Below are 18,066 nucleotides of genomic sequence, written 5' to 3'. Positions count from 1 at the left end.
GTTTAAACCGTTCTTTAAATGTAAAGAAATTTTCGAGAATCGTATGTGTTTCACTGTTTAGTTATCAAGGTTTGTTGCGTCTGTCTCTCGGACAGCTTGTTCATTTTATCTCATTCTCAACTGCTTGTCAAGAACTTTTTTTAATTTTTTTGAAGCATTTAGTCTTCAAAAAAATTAAAGCGGAGAAGGAGGGATTTGAACCCTCGCGCCGCGTTAACGACCTACTCCCTTTCCAGGGGAGCCCCTTCGGCCAGCTTGGGTACTTCTCCAAATTGCCCTACTTACTAAGTAGTTCCGATATTTATCTCTGCCGTTCTCAGCGACAGGTGATATTATATCTCGTATCTTTTATGTTGTCAAGTACTTTTTTTTACTTTTTTAAAAAGTTTTTATTCTGTATTTGACAAACGGAGAGAGTGGGATTCGAACCCACGCGCCCTTGCGGACAAACGGTTTTCAAGACCGCCTCGTTATGACCACTTCGATATCTCTCCATATAATGTTTTCCAACATTTTTTGTGCTGTTTTGTCAGCGCATGTTGTATTCTATCATCAAATATCTCCCCTGTCAATAACAAATTTGATATTTTTTTCAAAAAATTGGACATATAGCTTCAATTTCTGCTATATGTCCATATTTACCGGGATTTTCACCCTGTTCTACTCTCTATTCTACTCTCTGTTTTCCTTCAAAAATGCCTCCGCAACCACCAGATCTTCCGGTGTTGTGATCTTAATATTGCGATAAGAACCTTCTGAAAAGCGGATCTTCACCCCGGTCTCATGTTCTGCAACCATGGCATCATCTGTAATTCCGGTCATTTCCTTCTGCCGAATGCTGGTATATGCGCCATAGATCAGCGGGTATTGAAAGATCTGCGGAGTCTGGACGATCCATACACTGCTGCGATCCGGAGTTTCACTGACATTCCCATCCTCATCTGCGATCTTAACTGTATCCTTGGAAGGCATGCCTGTAACACTGGCACCTGTCTGTGCTGCTGCCATAAGTCCTCTTTCAATGATCCCATGATCAATAAATGGTCTGGCACCGTCATGGATCAGCACATACTCTGTGTCTTTACACGCACGAAGTCCTTCATAAACAGAATCGTACCGTTCTTTTCCGCCGGATACTACAGCAGAAACCTTTGTAAAACCATATTTTTCCACGATTTCTTCTTTGCACCAGAAAACATACTCCTCCCCTGTTACCAGGATCACATCCCTGATCAGCGGACTTTCCTGAAAACAGCGCAGAGAATAACAGAGCACCGGCATCCCGTCAAGCTCCATAAACTGCTTCTGTATTTTGCTGTGCATTCTCTTTCCCTGGCCTGCTGCCAGGACAATAGCTGTATTTCTGCACTCTCCCATGATCAATTACCCCGGATTCTTTTATCTTTCGCCAAGCTTCAGGTTCGGAACCGCATTCAGATCCCAGCTGTGGCGTGTTCCCCTGATATATTCATAGTAAGCTGCCACACCGATCATCGCTGCGTTATCCGTACAGAAGATCGGTGACGGACGGTAAAATTTGTATCCACGTTCTGTACATGCTTTTTCCATAGCAGTGCGAAGTGCTCCGTTGGAAGCAACACCTCCTGCAATGGCAACCTTTTTCATGCCAAAATCAGCTGCTGCCTGCATGGTATGCTCTACCAGTACGTCAACAACCGCCTTCTGGAAGGATGCCGCGATATCTGCACGGTTTACTTCCTCACCTTTCATTTTTGCCCCGTTTAAATAATTAAGAACTGCGGACTTCACGCCGCTGAAGCTGAAATCATATGGATTTTCGCCGATTTTTGCACGTGGAAACTCGATAGCGTCCGGATTTCCTTCCTTTGCCAGCTTATCGATCTTCGGTCCTCCCGGATATCCCAGCCCAATGGCACGTGCAACCTTATCAAATGCCTCACCTGCCGCATCGTCTCTGGTTCGGCCCAGGATCTCAAACTGGCCGTAGTCCTTCACAATAACAAGATGGGTGTGTCCACCGGATACAATGGCACAGAGAAACGGCGGTTCCAGATCCGGATGCTCAATATAATTGGCAGAAACATGGCCTTCTATATGATGCACGCCTACCAGTGGCAGGTTTCTTGCATAGGCAATAGCCTTGGCTTCTGCCACACCTACAAGAAGTGCACCGACAAGCCCCGGTCCATAGGTTACACCGATAGCATCAATATCATCCAGAGTGACATTTGCCTCGTCCAGCGCTTCCTGGATGACCTGGTTGATCCTTTCTATATGATTTCTGGAGGCGATCTCCGGTACAACACCTCCGTACAGTTTATGGATCTCGATCTGTGAGGAAATCACGTTTGATAAGACAGTCCTTCCATTTTTTACAACGGAAGCTGCCGTTTCATCACAGGAGCTCTCAATACCAAGAATTAATGTATCTTTCATTTTTTCAGTCCTCTTCAAAATTCAGTTCCACACTCTTCCCGTCTTTTCCCGGCCATGCCTTCGGAAAGATCTCACGTACTGTATCCATGTAATCATCCGGACGTACCAGAGAAGGGCTGTAATGGGTCAGCCACATTTCCCCCACTTCCGCATCACGGGCAAGAGTGGCCGCTTCACGAAACGTCATGTGTTTGTAGCCTTTTGCCTTTTCGATCTTGTCATCTTCACCATACATTCCCTCACAGATAAAAAGATCGGAACCTTTTGCATTACGTAAAATAGACTCTGTCGGTCTGGTATCTGTGGTATAGGTAAGCTTGATCCCTTTTCTTGGCGGACCAAGCACCATATCCGGTGTGTAGATCCTTCCTTCATCCTCCACAGTCTGTCCCTTCTGCAGCGGATTCCAAAATTTCAGCGGGATCTCATGCTCTCTGGCACTGTCAGGAGAAAATTTTCCCTGGCGCAGGATCTCAAGGGTATATCCATAGCAGGTAACATTATGGTTCACCCGAAATGCAGTGATCCGGTACCCATTCAGTTCCAGAACTTCCTCCGGTTTCGTGATCTCGATAAATTTAATTTCAAAGGGCAGCTCCGGTGCGATCACACGAAGTGCGCTTACCACACGTTCCAGTCCTCTTGGGCCTACCAGAGTCAGCGGTTCTGTGCGGTCTGCATTTCCCATAGTCAAAAGGAGTCCCGGAAGTCCGCTGATATGATCCCCATGATAATGGGTAAAACAGATCACATCAATAGGCTTGAAGCTCCAGCCCTTTTCTTTAATGGCCACCTGAGTGCCTTCCCCGCAATCGATCATCAGACTGCTGCCGTTATAACGGGTCATCAGTGCGGTAAGCCATCTGCGTGGCAGCGGCATCATTCCTCCGCAGCCAAGTAAACAAACATCTAACATATTTTTCCTCTTTTCCTGTTCTGTGGCAAAGTTTAGCATACTTATCCCGTACAGACAAGTACCTCTCCCGGGTAAGCCTATTCAGAAACTGCGGTGCGTGTCATAAGAACAGCATCCTCTGTGGGATCTGTATAGTACCCCTTTCGCAGGCCATCCCGCACAAATCCCTGACGTTCATAAAGCCGGATCGCAGTCTCATTTCCTGCCCGGACCTCCAGATGGATCATGGTGATCCCACGCTCTTCTGCCAGACGGATCATACTCTCCATAAGGAAATTTCCGATTCCCTCTCTCTGACGTTCTCTGCGGACAGCCACATTGGTCACATCCCCCTCATCCAGCACCGTAAGAAGACCACAATATCCCAGGATCCGGCCCTTTTCTTCCACAACAAGAAACATCCCGTTCTCTTTCATAAGAAATGTCAGAAATCCCTCTTTTGTCCAGGGGACTGAAAAAAGTTCCTCTTCGATCTCCATAACCTGATCCAGATCATCCACAAGCATTTCTCTTAAGATCATGCGTTTTCCCCTTCTGATCCTTTTTTCAGTTTCTGGGCACGCTCCCGCTCAGCCTGTGAAACACGGAGATAATCCGGTTTGTGCTCAGCCGCTGTCTCGATTCTGCCTTCTTTATAATAAAGGACACCAAGTGCACCTACAGCACCTGCTCTCTGTCTGGAAAGATGGGCCGGTGCAAAAGAAAACGGTACAGTAAGCTTATCTGCGATGATATCTTTAAATACCGGGACTCCGTCTCCGAGGAATGTTACGGTTTCTCCCATCTCATTCAGCATGGAAAGAAGCTCCTCAATTCCCACTGCCATCTGATCCTTTACCGTCATGAGCCTGTGATCCTCGTAACGATAGATTCCCGTATAAACCTGCTTTCTTCTGGCATCCATGATCGGACAGATCAGTCCGTTTACATCATAGAGATTATAGGCCAGTGCCTCCACAGTCGGAATCCCGACCAGGGGTTTGTCAAGGGCAAGTCCAAGTCCCTTGGCTGTGGCAGAGCCAATACGGAGTCCGGTAAAAGAGCCCGGTCCCTTGGCTACCGCAATAGCGTCAATCGTCTTCAGATCCAGCTCTGTCATCTTCACGATCTCATCCAGCATGGGAAGAAGAGTCTGGGAATGTGTTTTCTTATAATTAACTGTATATTCTGCTACCAGTATATCGTCCTCCACAACGGCTACGGATGCCACGATTCCGGAACTGTCCAGTGCCAAAACTCTCATTCTGTCTTTTCTCCTCTCTCCTCAATGGTGATCTTTCTGTATTCAAAGCCCTTCTCAAGATCTTTTTCAATGGTAACTTCAATCCTTTTTTCCGGCAGGATCTCCTCAATGAGTTCCGCCCATTCGATCAGACAGATTCCCTGCCCGAAAAAATAATCATCGTATCCGATCTCTTCCATTTCTTCCAGATCCCCGATACGATATACATCAAAATGATAAAATGGCAGACGTCCGTCTTCATATTCCTGGATAATGGTAAACGTAGGGCTGTTTACAGGTTCTGTAATTCCAAGACCTGCTGCCACTCCCTGTGTGAACACGGTTTTTCCAACTCCCAGATCGCCTGTCAGTGTGTAGATCTGTCCCGGCTTCGCATTCATTCCGATCGTCCTTCCGACCTCGAATGTTTCCTCAGGATCATGCGTTTCTATGACCATATTTTCCACCTTTTTCTTGCACAATTATTCTTTGCATATTATAATAGAGCGAACAGCGAAATACAATACTTTTTGAAAAGGAGTGCGAAAACTATGGCAAATCCTATCGTTACCATCACAATGGATAATGGCGATGTAATGAAAGCGGAATTATATCCGGAAGTTGCCCCGAACACAGTAAATAACTTCATCAGCCTTGTAAAAAAAGGCTTTTATGACGGCCTGATCTTCCACCGTGTCATCAACGGCTTTATGATCCAGGGCGGATGCCCGGACGGAACCGGTATGGGTGGCCCGGGATACAGCATCAAGGGTGAGTTCTCCCAGAACCGTTTCAAAAACGACCTGAAGCATACACCAGGTGTTCTCTCCATGGCAAGAGCCATGAATCCGAACTCTGCCGGAAGCCAGTTCTTTATCATGCACAAGGCTGCTCCGCATCTTGACGGAAGCTATGCTGCATTCGGTCAGATCATTGAGGGCATGGATGTTGTAAATGCTATCGCAGAGACAGACACGGACTACAGTGACCGTCCTCTTGACGAGCAGAAGATCAGCTCCATGACTGTTGATACCTTTGGTGTGGATTATCCGGAACCGGAGAAATGCTAACAGGAATAATTTTCTGAAATAAAAAAGCCCCGCGAAGAGCAGACTGTAACACAGATCATCTGCCCTCTTCCCGGGGTATTTTTATACTGACATTCTCTTTTCTTTTACTTTTCGAAGGTCTTCACTTCTCCGTTTACTTTCGCAAAATACAGTTCTGCATCCTTCTCAAGTCCGGCTCTTCCGTTTGTTCCTTCTGTGATCGCCTTCTTCACCTCTTCGACCTGATCATCCGGCACAAGAAGCTTCAGGACAACCTTGTCGGTATATTCGGAATCCAGGATCGGCAAACTTCTTTCTCCTGCGATATACTGGATCTTTCCGATCCCTGTATAATCCGTCGTCACCTGAAGAGAGATTCCATGATGCTTCTCAATGACGGTACTTGCCGCCAGTCCTGCCTGGACTGCACCGGAATATGCCCGCACAAGCCCTCCTGTCCCAAGAAGGACACCTCCAAAATATCTGGTCACCACAATGGCCGCATTATAGATCCCGGCTCCCAGAAGCACATCCAGCATAGGCCTTCCGGCTGTTCCGGATGGTTCTCCGTCATCACTGCAGCGGGTGGCTTCCCGGTTCATCCCTACGGAATATACATAGCAGTTATGACGTGCATCCCAGTATTTTTTTTTCATTTCTTCGATAAAGGCAAGGGCCTCTTCTTCTGTTTCCACAGGACGGACGGTTGCGATGAAACGGGATTTTTTTTCCACAAGTTCGCCTTCGCCGCCTTCGTATATGGTTTTATAATGTTCCAGCATGGTTTACGCCTCCGTTATCTATATCCAACCCTCTGTTTCAGGCAGAGTTTTCTTTATTGTATAATAATTATCTTCATTGCACAATGTATAAGATATCATGAATTGTGAAATTTTTTTTAAGGCTTTATTTGGCTTTCCATATTTGTTATAATGAAACGGATTATAAAGGAGGAATATTATGAACTACGGAAAAAGATCCACTTCCAAGAAGCGGAATGCTCTGATCTCCCGTACTTCCATGCTGGAAAAAAGAGCACATGTTTCGTTTATCCGGGTTTTATTTACAGCTCTGATCGCAGTCTGCGTCATGGTTGTCTGCCTTGGTATCGGCTCCTTCCGGGGCGTGATCGCCGGAGCACCTGACGTCAACGATGTGGATATTTCACCTCTCGGATATGCAACCTTCCTGTATGATGACCAGGGAACACAGATCCGACAGCTTTCAGCCCCTACATCCAACCGTCTCCCGGTCTCCCTGGACCAGATCCCGGTCAGTCTGCAGCATGCAGTGGTAGCCATTGAGGATGAGCGTTTTTATGAACATAACGGTATTGATGTCCGCGGTATCGCACGTGCCGGAATGAAGGCGATCACCACCGGTAACTTTTCCGAGGGTGCCAGTACCATCACACAGCAGCTTCTGAAGAATAATGTTTTCACTGACTGGACCAACGAATCCACACAGCTGGAACGTTTCACACGTAAGTTCCAGGAGCAGTACCTTGCTGTACAGATTGAAAAAAAATATGACAAAAATGTGATTCTTGAGAATTACCTGAATACCATTAACCTGGGTGCAGGTTCCTACGGTGTACAGGCCGCTTCCAAAAAATACTTTAACAAAGACGTATGGGATCTGAATCTTTCTGAATGTGCCACCCTTGCCGGCATCACGCAGAACCCTACCAAATTCAATCCGATCACCAATCCAAAGGCAAACTCCAAGAGACGGAAGGAAGTCTTGGATCACATGCTGGATCAGAATTACATCTCACAGGATGAATATAATGCAGCACTGAATGATGACGTTTATTCCCGTATCCAGGCCGCACAGCTTGAGAACACCGAAGAAGAAAGTACCGTTTACACGTATTTCGAAGATGAGGTTACCAATCAGGTCATCAGCGACCTGATGAACATTAAAGGATATACCAAGACACAGGCTACCAATCTTCTTTACAGCGGTGGTCTGAAGATCATGACAACCCTGGATTCCAACATGCAGCAGATCCTTGATGAGGAATATGCAAACCCTGATAACTATCCGGCCAATGTTCAGTATGAACTGGATTATGCACTGACTGTACAAAGCCCGGATGGAAAACAGACAAACTACAGCAAAGAAATGCTGCAGCTGTATTTCCGTGATCAGGATCCGGAATTTGATCTTCTCTTTGATTCTCCTGAAGAAGGTCAGCAGTATGTGGATCAATACAAGGCTAACATCCTGGCAGACGGAAGCACCGTAGTATCTGAGCGTGTAAACTTTGCGCCACAGCCACAGTCTTCCATGACTGTCATTGACCAGCATACCGGTTACGTAAAAGCCCTGATCGGAGGCCGTGGTGAAAAAACAGCCAGCCTGACTCTGAACCGTGCCACTGATACGACCAGACAGCCTGGTTCTACCTTTAAGATCGTTTCCACCTATGCACCGGCGCTGAACGAAAAAGGCGATACCCTTGCTACAACCTTTATGGATGAGCCTTACGAATACCCGGACGGATCTCCTGTCAACAACGCCTCAAGAAGCTACGGCGGCGAGACCACCATCCGCAAAGCGATCCAGAATTCTATCAACGTTGTAGCTGTTAAATGCCTGGAGCAGGTTACCCCGGCTCTCGGCCTTAAATATCTGGATGATTTCGGTTTCACCACACTAGCTCACGGAACTGAGGCAGATAAAGATGCCAACGGAAATATCTGGAGTGACGCCAACCTGGCTACTGCTCTTGGCGGTATCACCAAAGGTGTCAAGAACGTGGAACTTTGTGCTGCATATGCAGCCATTGCTAATGGCGGGAACTATATCAAACCGATCTATTATACACAGATCCTTGATCATGACGGAAATGTTCTGATCGAGAACTCCTCCGTTTCCAGATCTGTGATCAAAGACAGTACCGCTTATCTTCTTACAAGCGCCATGGAAGACGTTGTAAAAAAAGGTACCGGTACCGCCTGCCAGCTGGACAATATGACTGTAGCCGGAAAAACAGGTACTACAGAGGACTACAATGACCTGTGGTTCGTAGGCTACACACCGTACTACACCTGTGCAGTATGGTCCGGCTATGACAACAACGAAAAAATTCCGGAAGATGCCCGTAACTTCCACAAAAATCTCTGGAAAAAGGTTATGACCCGTATCCACGAGGGCCTGGAGGACAGAGATTTCGATATGCCTTCCAGTGTGGAAAAAGCCAGTGTCTGCGCAGAAACCGGTCTTCTTCCCAGATCCGGATGCCCGACTATCACAGAGTATTTTGATATCTCCAGTCTTCCCACCGAATACTGTGATCAGCATTTCTACGGCAGCAGCGATTACGATGAAGAGGACTATTATTATAACGAAGATACGGACGCCGATACCGATGCAGCAGCTGAAGCGATTCCAAGCGCAGCTCCGGACAGTACTGACAGCACCGACACTGACAATACTGACAATTCCGATGACGGTTCCGATAATACCGGTGATGATACTGACAATTCCGGAACAGACGACAACACCGGTGGTGATGACGGCAGCTATGATAACAGCAATGATACCGGTGGCGATGACACCGGCGAAGATCCGGTAGAATATTATGAATGATCTCCATTATAGGTATCTTTCATAAACAACATATAAAAAAAGTGGTTTCCTGAAATATGGAAACCACTTTTTTTACTTTTAATAACTTCTTACTGTCTCGCAGTTTATCAGTTCAGGCAAGTCCCACCCACCGCTTATTACTTTTCGCAATTGAAGCAGGGTACTTCCCTGGTTCGGTTAAAGTACCATCTTGGCTGCACCGTAGATTCCTGCATCATTGCCAAGTGTCGCGATCACGATAGGAGTATCCTTGCAGGATTCAAAAGCATACTCTCTGTAATATTTCCGGATACAGTCAATAAGCGGCTGTCCGGCCTTGGAAACTCCTCCGCCGATAACAATGGTCTCCGGATCTGTCACACAGCAAATAATGGCAAGAGCACCACCCAGCTGCTCTCCGACCTTTTCCATGGTTGCTACAGCTACCGGATCATTCTCCTTAAATGCGTCCAGAACTGCTTTTGCTGAAATCTCTTCGGCATCTCTGAGAACACTGTTCTCACCGGAAGCTGCAAGCTCTTTTTTTGCCATGCGGACAATTCCGGTCGCAGAAGCATACTGTTCCAGACAGCCCCTGTTTCCGCAGTTGCAGGATTCTGTTTCATGATGATCCACATTGGCATGTCCGATCTCACCGCCAGCTCCGTGATGTCCGGTCACGATCTTTCCATCAACAATGATACCACCGCCTACACCTGTTCCAAGTGTGACCATGATCACATCGGAGGAGCCTGCTGCAGCACCCTTCCATGCCTCTCCCAATGCCGCTACATTGGCGTCATTTCCAGCTTCCGCATGAAGACCTGTAAGTTCTTCCATCTCTCCCACAACGTTCTTATATCCCCAGAAGAGATTTACTGCACGTGATACTTCGCCTTTGGAGTTTACCGGTCCCGGAACACCGATCCCGACGCCTTCCACCTCCTCTTTGGAGATACCCTTTTCTTCCATCTTGGCATTTACTGCTGCTGCCACATCAGGAAGGATCTGATCTCCATTGTTTTCTTTACGGGTTGGAATCTCCCATTTCTCAACAAGAGTACCATCCGTACGGAAAAGTCCGCATTTTACAGTTGTTCCACCTACATCGATTCCAAAACAATATGTTCCCATTTCTTACCCTCTCTTATTCTTCGTCATCCGGATTTTCTCTTTTTTTCGCAAGATTTGCCTGTACACGCTTGTACAGAGCCTCTGCCGCATTGTATCCCATCTTCTTCTGTCTGTGATTGACAGCCGCTGCCTCAACGATGATCGCCAGGTTACGGCCCGGACGGATCGGAAGAGAATGGCATACTACCTTATTTCCAAGGTACTCTGTATACTCCTCATGCAGTCCAAGACGATCGTATTCCTTGTCTCTGTCCCACTCCTCAAGCTTGATCACGAGATCGATAGACTGGGTATCCTTAACGCTCTCAACACCGAACAGTGTTTTTACATCGATGATACCGATACCACGAAGTTCGATAAAGTGACGTGTGATATCCGGCGCAGATCCCACCAGTGTTACGTCACTGACCTTACGGATCTCAACAACATCATCACTGACAAGACGATGACCTCTCTTGATCAGCTCCAGGGCTGCCTCACTCTTACCGATACCGCTCTCACCTGTGATCAGGATTCCCTCGCCGTAAACATCAACCAGCACACCATGAATAGAAATACATGGTGCAAGCTGCACGCCCAGCCAACGGATGATCTCTGCCATAAAACTGGAAGTTGTTCTTTCTGTCACGAATGTCGGAACATTATATTTAACAGCCAGATCGATCATGTCCTGAGACGGACGAGTCATGGTACTGAAAATAACACATGGGATCTTGCTGGAAATGAAACGTTCATATTTAAAACGTCTCTCCTCCTCATTAAGCTGCATCAGATACGTATACTCTACATATCCGATGATCTGAACTCGTTCATTGGCAAAATGCTCCAGATATCCGGTAAGCTGAAGCGCAGGTCTGTTGATCTCCGCAGTCTTGATCACGATGCCTGACAGGTCGATCTCCGGAGTCAGATTATTAAGCTCCAGTTCCTGTACCATCTTTGTCAACTGTACACCCTTCATACTTTTGTCTCCTTTTCGCTGAAAGTTTGCATTCTCACTGCCGTTTTACCGAGGCGTGAGACACCTTATTTTTAATTATACACAATCACTGCTGAAACTGCAATGCAGCATCAGGATTTATGAAAAAATTCATAGACCTGACGGGCGCTTCTGGCATTCATGCTCTCTGTCTGTGCCAGTTCTTTCTCCGATGCATCCCGGATATTTTCCACAGATTTAAATTTACGCAGAAGGGCTTTCCTCCTGGTATCACCGATCCCCGGGATATCATCCAGGATAGAATGGACCTGTTCCCTGCTCCTGAGGGAACGATGGTATTCAATGGCAAACCGATGGGCTTCATCCTGGATCCTGGTGATCAGACGGAAGCCTTCGCCGGATGTGTCAATAGGAATCTCCACATTGTTGAAATACAGGCCTCTCGTCCGATGATGATCATCCTTGACCATACCGCAGACCGGGATGCTTATCCCAAGCTCATTCAACACCTTCAGAGCGATATTTACCTGCCCTCTTCCACCATCCATCAGGATCAGATCCGGAAGCCTTGCAAAGCTGTCAAATTCTCCGTTACTCTCATGAGTGAACCTTCGGGTCAGAACCTCTTCCATGCTGGCATAATCGTTGGGTCCCTGTACCCATTTGATCTTGAACTTACGGTAATCACTGCGTTTGGGACGTCCTTTTTCATAGACTACCATGGATCCCACAGACTCAAAGCCACTGATATTTGAAATATCATAGGCTTCCATGCGCACCACATTTTTCAAGCCCAGCCATTCTTCCACCTCGTGAACAGCTCCGATGGTTCGTCCTTCCTCCCGCCTGATCCGTTCTCTGTCCTTGGCAAGTACCATACGGGCATTTTCCAGGGCAAGTTCTACCAGCTTTTCCTTGGTTCCCTTCTTCGGGACCCGAATGTGTACCTTCTGCTTTCTCCTTCCTGACAGCCACTCCTCGATGATATCTGCATCTTCAATCTCACTTTGCAGCATGATCTCAGATGGGATAAATGGCGTTCCCGCATAAAACTGTTTCAGAAAGCTGGAAAGGACCTGCGCCTTTGTATCGCCCTTTGCCACACGGAGATAAAAATGATCTCTGCCGATCAGCCTGCCATCCCGGATAAAAAACACCTGGACAACCGCATCCTGATCCCTGAGGTCTTCACTGTCATCCATGGCTACTGCAATGATGTCCCTGTCCTCCTGCCCGTAGCCGGTGATCTTCTGCCGTTCCCCGATCTTCCGGATACTGCTGATCAGGTCCCGGTATTCCATAGCATCTTCGTAGCGCATTTCCTCCGAAGCTTTCTGCATTTTTTCCATCAGCTCACTAATGGCGTCCTGAAAATCTCCATTCAGAAATTTGATCACCTTATTGATATTCTTCCGGTATTCTTCCTGGCTGATATATCCCTGGCAGGGTGCCTTGCACTGTTTCATATGATAGTACAGACAGGGCCGGTCCTTTCCGGTATCTCTCGGAAGACTGCGGTTGCAGGAGCGCACCTGATACAGCTTTCGCACCAGTTCGATCACGTCCTTTACTGCTCCGCCGCTTGTATAGGGACCAAAATATTTTGCCTTGTCCTTTTTCATTCTCCTGGCAAAAAGCACTCTCGGGTATGGCTCATGAACTGTCACCTTAATAAACGGATAGCTCTTGTCATCTTTGAGCATGGTATTATATTTCGGACGATGTTCCTTGATAAGATTACACTCCAGCACAAGGGCTTCCAGCTCCGAATCCGTAATAATGTACTCAAATCTGGTAATATGTGTAACCATCCGTTCAATCTTGGCACCTTTATTACGACTGCTCTGGAAATACTGGCGCACACGATTCTTAAGGCTTATGGCTTTTCCCACATAGATGATCTCGTCTTTCTCGCCATGCATGATATAAACTCCCGGTTTTGCCGGAAGCTTCTTTAATTCTTCCTCGATTATGAACATACTTTATTCTCCTGTTTTACTATTACAGTAATAAGAAAACCGGGATTTCTCCCGGTTTTCTTATGATCTGTTTTATGCCTGTGATCCCGGCTTTTCTTCTGTTTCTGTATGATCAGCATCTGTTGTCTGAGCAGATTCTTCTGTTTTCTCCGGTGCCTGCATATCCTCTGTCAGTTCCTGTCCGGATATCTCCGGTCTGAACTGAACCGATTCTGTACTTTTTGCAGTCTCGTTATTTTCTACAATCGTTTCAATGTCCTGTTTATTGGACACTTCTTTTTCATCCTCGGAAAGTACCAGATCATCCAGATCCTCCGGGATATCCAGGCCCTGCTGAACTGCACGGAGGATCTTCATGAACTCTTTACCTGTAATGGTTTCCTTGCGGATCAGATATTCCGCGATCTTATCCATCTCTGTTCTGTGACTTCCAAGGATCCTCTTGGCTTCCTCATAGGAATGGTGGAGAAGCTTCATCACCTCATGATCGATCTCTGTTGCGGTATCATCACCACAGTTTAAAACTGCTCTTCCGCTGAGATACTGATTCTCCTGTGTAGCAAGTCCCATCAGTCCGAACTTCTCAGACATACCATACTGTGTGATCATGGCTCTGGCCACCTTGGTAGCCTGCTCAATATCATTGGCAGCACCTGTAGTGACTGTGTCAAAAACGATCTCCTCAGCAGCACGTCCGCCAAGATAGCCTACCAGCATAGCTTTCAGTTCTTTCTTGGTGTTGAGATATTTTTCTTCCTCAGGTACCTGCATAACGTAACCCAGTGCTCCCATGGTACGGGGTACGATGGTGATCTTCTGTACAGGCTCCGCATCCTTCTGGAGTGCATTTACCAGTGCGTGTCCGACTTCATGGTAGGATACGATCCGGCGTTCCTGTTTGCTTAAGATACGGTCCTTCTTCTCTTTTCCCACCAGAACTACTTCTACGGATTCTTCCAGGTCCTTCTGTGATACAGCTTTACGTCCCTTCTTGACTGCAAGGATCGCAGCCTCATTGATCATATTAGCAAGATCAGAGCCTACCGCACCGGAAGTTGCAAGTGCAATAGCTTCAAAATCAACGGTGTCATCCAGAAGTACGTTCTTGGCATGTACCTTCAAGATATCCACCCTTCCTTTAAGATCCGGTCTGTCAACGATCACACGTCTGTCAAAACGTCCCGGACGGAGAAGAGCCGGATCAAGAACCTCCGGTCTGTTGGTCGCAGCAAGGATCAGAAGTCCCTTGGATGTATCAAAGCCATCCATCTCCGCAAGCAGCTGGTTCAATGTCTGCTCACGCTCATCATTTCCGCCGCCATAGCGGGAATCACGGCTTTTACCAATGGCATCGATCTCATCGATAAATACGATACACGGAGCATTCTTCTTGGCTTCCTCGAAAAGGTCACGGACACGTGAGGCACCCACGCCCACAAACATCTCCACAAATTCCGAGCCGGAAAGAGAGAAGAACGGTACCTGCGCTTCACCTGCAACTGCCTTGGCAAGTAATGTCTTACCGGTTCCCGGAGGGCCTACAAGAAGTGCGCCCTTAGGCAGCTTGGCTCCGATGGCTGTGTATTTTCCGGGGTTGTGAAGAAAATCCACAACTTCCTGGAGAGATTCCTTGGCTTCATCCTGACCTGCCACATCCTTAAAGGAAACGCCCGTTTCCTGCTGCACATATGCCTTGGCTTTGCTCTTGCCTACGCCCATGCCCATGATCCCGCCGCCTTTGTTCATGCGGCGCATGGAGAACATCAGAAGTCCGAACAGAAGCAGTGTCGGCAGAACCACGCTCAGGATCATTGCAACAAATTCACCAAAAACATCCGGCGGATCGGTCTCAAACTTGATTCCCTTTCCTTCCAGTCTCTTGGTAAGTGCTGTACTGTCTTCGGTCTTCGTGGTGTAATAGCTCATATCCTCGTACTTGGAATTCTTTTTCTTGGGTACGATCGTCAATGTACTGGACTGGATCGTTACTTCCTTAACCTGGTCCTTATCCACCATATCGATAAATTTATCATAGGAGATCTCACTGCTGTTATCCTTCAGCATATTGGTAAACAACGCGAAGCACACCAGTGTGACCAGGAGGCATATCAGAAAAGCCAGAATCGACTGATGATTTTTACCTGATCCCTGCCTGGGATCTTTGTTGTCAGGTCGCTTCCCGTCCTGATCATTATTCAGTTGATTATTCATTTTTTTCCTCCTCTTGTCATTTCTTTATTATAAAGAGAAAAACCATATAAATCAACTGCGAGATTACAAAAATACCATCGAAAAAACACCGCATTGGATATTGCCAGTGAACGTAAAGTTGTAGTATACTGTTCCCAGTGATTTGGAAAATTAAAGAGGAGAGGAAATCAGACAAATGAAAATAGGTTTTGATAATGACAAATATCTGAAAATGCAGTCAGAACACATCCGTGAAAGAATCGGTCAGTTCGGCAACAAACTTTATCTTGAATTCGGCGGCAAACTGTTTGACGACTACCATGCATCCCGTGTTCTTCCGGGTTTTGAACCGGACAGCAAGCTCCGCATGCTGATGCAGCTTTCTGATCAGGCGGAGATCGTTATTGTTATCAGTGCCAATGACATTGACAAGAATAAAATACGTGGCGATCTTGGAATCACCTATGACGAAGATGTACTCCGTCTTATGGATGAGTTTTCAAGCCGTGGCCTGTATGTGGGAAGCGTATGCATCACACAGTACTCCGGCCAGGAAAGTGCCGATCTCTTCAAAAAACGTCTGGAGAAACTGGGAATCCGTGTCTACAAGCTTTACCTGATCCCCGGCTATCCAAGCAACACTTCCTTTATTGTAAGTGACGAGGGTTATGGAAAGAATGATTATATTGAAACTACCAGACCTCTGGTCGTGATCACAGCACCGGGACCAGGAAGTGGAAAGATGGCAACCTGCCTTTCCCAGCTTTACCACGAATACAAACGAGGAGTAAAAGCCGGCTATGCAAAATTTGAGACCTTCCCGATCTGGAATCTTCCTCTGAAACATCCGGTAAACCTTGCCTACGAAGCTGCCACTGCGGATCTGAACGATGTCAACATGATCGACCCGTTCCATCTGGAGGCTTACGGCAAAACTACCGTCAACTACAACCGTGACGTAGAAGTTTTCCCTGTTGTACAGGCCATGTTTGAGAAGATCATGGGCAGCTGCCCTTATAAATCTCCGACAGATATGGGTGTCAACATGGCAGGTAACTGCATCGTTGACGATGAAGTATGCCAGGAGGCTTCCCGCCAGGAGATCATCCGCCGTTATTATAAGAGCATGAACGCTCTGGTTTCCGGCTCCGGCACAGAGAATGAGGTACGTAAGATCGAGCTTCTTCTCCAGCAGGCTCATGCAGAGATCACGGACCGTAAGGTTGTTCCGGCTGCCCTCGAAAAAGAAAAAGCAACCAATGGCCCTGCCGCCGCTATGGAACTTCCTGACGGAAAGATCGTATGCGGAAAAACCTCCGATCTTCTCGGCGCATCCGCTGCTCTTCTTCTCAATGCCCTGAAAGAGCTGGCAGGAATCGATCACGAGCTTCATGTAATCTCTCCGGATGCCATCCATCCGATCCAGCAGCTGAAGACCAAATATCTTGGAAGCAAAAATCCACGTCTTCACATTGATGAGATTCTGATCGCCCTTTCCATGAGTGCCGCAACCAGCGATGCCGCACGCCTTGCCCTGGAACAGATCCCGAATCTCCGTAGATGCCAGGCTCATACTTCCGTAATGCTTTCCGATGTGGATGTGATCAGCTTCCGTAAGCTTGGTGTTGAGCTTACCTGCGAAGCCAAGGCTGAGAAAAAGAAAGAATATCAGAAAGTCTGATCTTATAAACACCAAAATCCCCTGTGCCGGATCTACGTACAAACGCCGAACCGTACAGGGGATTTTTTTGAGGGAATCTATAATCAATCAACTTGCCGATATTTTCCTATTTAATTCATCCTATCTTTCTGATAGACAATACCACCTGTTGTAAATTTCACAACACTTCCGTTTTCGACCATATGAAAATAAGGTTCACCTTTCTGTTCTCCTGAAAATATTTTCTCAATTCCGTCACAATATATATTTATAATTTCTGGAGATAACGCATACTTTTTATAACAGTCTTTTTCTTTTTCGCAGACATGAGCAGGAAAAACGCTGCTTACTTTTTTTCTGATTTTCTTCAATTTTAAAAGGCTTTCATAGTATACACGCAAAGAAGCAGATGGGGCAAGCGGACTTTTTCCAGGATTCAAATGTCCCCACACTTCCCAGGTGAGCATGATATCTCCTGTAAAAAGCCATCCTTTCTTCTCCTCAAACAATGCAATACACCCCAGGGTATGACTGGGAACTTCCAGAACTTTAAGTTTTTTATCTCCCAGATCAAAGATATCCCCATCCCTGACTGTACAGATTTTTCTTGCCGGTCCGGGATTCCACATTTCAAACGAAAATCCCTCTTTTTCAGGAATTTCAAAGAACATGAGCTCAGACATTTCTCTCAGCTCCTGGTCTACGATCTGATGGGAAAAAGGTTCGTCATACCTTCCCACACATACTTCTTCAAATTGATAATTTCCTGAATTATGATCCACATGAGCATGAGTATTTACAACAATCAGAGATTTTTCTCCACAAAGTTTCAAAACTTCTTCTTTTAAATCGGTAAGTCCCAGTCCCGTATCCAGAAGAAGAGCTCTTTCTGTTCCATTTATCACATACATAACCGTCTTATCTATTTCATTGATCGCCCACAGATCTTTTTCCAACGGAATGATCCTGAATAACTGCATCT

The 18,066-nt window shown here is 46.6% G+C and carries 15 protein-coding genes and 2 tRNA genes; 3 read left to right on the top strand and 14 right to left on the bottom strand.

All coding sequences use genetic code 11. The features are described 5' to 3' along the window. Positions 1-180: 180 nt before the first annotated feature. From LKD46_RS10220 to tsaE, 8 genes are all read right to left on the bottom strand, one after another. Positions 181-269 (bottom strand) — tRNA-Ser (locus LKD46_RS10220). A gap of 139 nt (positions 270-408) precedes the next feature. Further along, positions 409-494: transfer RNA gene (locus LKD46_RS10215), tRNA-Ser, on the bottom strand. Positions 495-672: 178 nt separating this feature from the next. Next, entirely contained in the window at positions 673-1,377 is a 705-nt protein-coding gene (ispD, locus tag LKD46_RS10210) for a 2-C-methyl-D-erythritol 4-phosphate cytidylyltransferase (RefSeq protein ID WP_015525917.1), read from the bottom strand. A 21-nt stretch (positions 1,378-1,398) separates the two neighbouring features. Then, the gene (tsaD, locus tag LKD46_RS10205; RefSeq protein WP_015525918.1) at positions 1,399-2,418 is read right to left on the bottom strand and encodes a tRNA (adenosine(37)-N6)-threonylcarbamoyltransferase complex transferase subunit TsaD; all 1,020 of its coding nucleotides are present in this window, start codon (positions 2,416-2,418) and stop codon (positions 1,399-1,401) included. A gap of 4 nt (positions 2,419-2,422) precedes the next feature. Beyond that, the gene (locus LKD46_RS10200) at positions 2,423-3,334 is read right to left on the bottom strand and encodes a ribonuclease Z (RefSeq protein ID WP_015525919.1); all 912 of its coding nucleotides are present in this window, start codon (positions 3,332-3,334) and stop codon (positions 2,423-2,425) included. 77 nt (positions 3,335-3,411) lie between these two features. Next, complete coding sequence (rimI, locus tag LKD46_RS10195) at positions 3,412-3,855, bottom strand: ribosomal protein S18-alanine N-acetyltransferase (protein ID WP_110104052.1); 444 nt, start codon at positions 3,853-3,855, stop codon at positions 3,412-3,414. Next, positions 3,852-4,577 carry a tRNA (adenosine(37)-N6)-threonylcarbamoyltransferase complex dimerization subunit type 1 TsaB gene (tsaB, locus tag LKD46_RS10190; RefSeq protein ID WP_110104053.1) on the bottom strand — a complete coding sequence of 242 codons (726 nt, stop codon included), beginning with the start codon at positions 4,575-4,577 and terminating at the stop codon, positions 3,852-3,854. Before tsaB ends, rimI begins: the two co-directional genes overlap by 4 nt. Next, entirely contained in the window at positions 4,574-5,014 is a 441-nt protein-coding gene (tsaE, locus tag LKD46_RS10185; protein ID WP_015525922.1) for a tRNA (adenosine(37)-N6)-threonylcarbamoyltransferase complex ATPase subunit type 1 TsaE, read from the bottom strand. The genes tsaB and tsaE overlap by 4 nt, the downstream gene beginning before the upstream one ends. A 93-nt stretch (positions 5,015-5,107) precedes the next feature. Here tsaE and LKD46_RS10180 point away from each other — a divergent pair, with 93 nt between their 5' ends. Further along, positions 5,108-5,626, top strand: a complete 519-nt coding sequence (locus LKD46_RS10180; protein WP_021651510.1) for a peptidylprolyl isomerase — start codon at positions 5,108-5,110, stop codon at positions 5,624-5,626. 104 nt (positions 5,627-5,730) lie between these two features. On the opposite strand, the gene LKD46_RS10175 is transcribed toward LKD46_RS10180, so the two are convergent. Beyond that, a complete protein-coding gene (locus tag LKD46_RS10175; protein ID WP_022426677.1) occupies positions 5,731-6,387 on the bottom strand; it encodes a YigZ family protein in 657 nt (218 codons plus the stop codon). Between the two features lie 178 nt (positions 6,388-6,565). On the opposite strand from LKD46_RS10175, the gene LKD46_RS10170 reads away from it, so the two are divergent. Further along, on the top strand, positions 6,566-9,202 hold the full coding sequence (locus LKD46_RS10170) for a transglycosylase domain-containing protein (RefSeq protein WP_059086826.1): 2,637 nt from the start codon (positions 6,566-6,568) through the stop codon (positions 9,200-9,202). 177 nt (positions 9,203-9,379) lie between these two features. Here LKD46_RS10170 and LKD46_RS10165 read toward each other — a convergent pair whose 3' ends face one another. From LKD46_RS10165 to ftsH, 4 genes are all read right to left on the bottom strand, one after another. Further along, complete coding sequence (locus LKD46_RS10165; RefSeq protein WP_021651514.1) at positions 9,380-10,315, bottom strand: ROK family glucokinase; 936 nt, start codon at positions 10,313-10,315, stop codon at positions 9,380-9,382. 13 nt (positions 10,316-10,328) lie between these two features. Then, positions 10,329-11,276, bottom strand: a complete 948-nt coding sequence (gene hprK / locus LKD46_RS10160; RefSeq protein ID WP_021651515.1) for an HPr(Ser) kinase/phosphatase — start codon at positions 11,274-11,276, stop codon at positions 10,329-10,331. Positions 11,277-11,386: 110 nt separating this feature from the next. Then, positions 11,387-13,234 carry an excinuclease ABC subunit UvrC gene (gene uvrC / locus LKD46_RS10155; RefSeq protein WP_110104054.1) on the bottom strand — a complete coding sequence of 616 codons (1,848 nt, stop codon included), beginning with the start codon at positions 13,232-13,234 and terminating at the stop codon, positions 11,387-11,389. 72 nt (positions 13,235-13,306) lie between these two features. Further along, on the bottom strand, positions 13,307-15,445 hold the full coding sequence (ftsH, locus tag LKD46_RS10150; protein WP_118368600.1) for an ATP-dependent zinc metalloprotease FtsH: 2,139 nt from the start codon (positions 15,443-15,445) through the stop codon (positions 13,307-13,309). A gap of 175 nt (positions 15,446-15,620) precedes the next feature. Here ftsH and LKD46_RS10145 point away from each other — a divergent pair, with 175 nt between their 5' ends. Beyond that, positions 15,621-17,105, top strand: a complete 1,485-nt coding sequence (locus LKD46_RS10145) for a DUF1846 domain-containing protein (protein ID WP_015525931.1) — start codon at positions 15,621-15,623, stop codon at positions 17,103-17,105. A gap of 110 nt (positions 17,106-17,215) precedes the next feature. On the opposite strand, the gene LKD46_RS10140 is transcribed toward LKD46_RS10145, so the two are convergent. After that, positions 17,216-18,064 (bottom strand): MBL fold metallo-hydrolase, encoded by an 849-nt coding sequence (locus tag LKD46_RS10140; protein WP_021651519.1) that lies wholly within the window; start codon positions 18,062-18,064, stop codon positions 17,216-17,218. Positions 18,065-18,066: the final 2 nt, after the last annotated feature.

This window comes from Blautia fusiformis, assembly GCF_020686995.1.
Classification (GTDB): domain Bacteria; phylum Bacillota; class Clostridia; order Lachnospirales; family Lachnospiraceae; genus Blautia_A; species Blautia_A fusiformis.
Note: the sequence above shows the minus strand (reverse complement) of the source record. Positions and strands in the feature narration are given on the sequence as shown.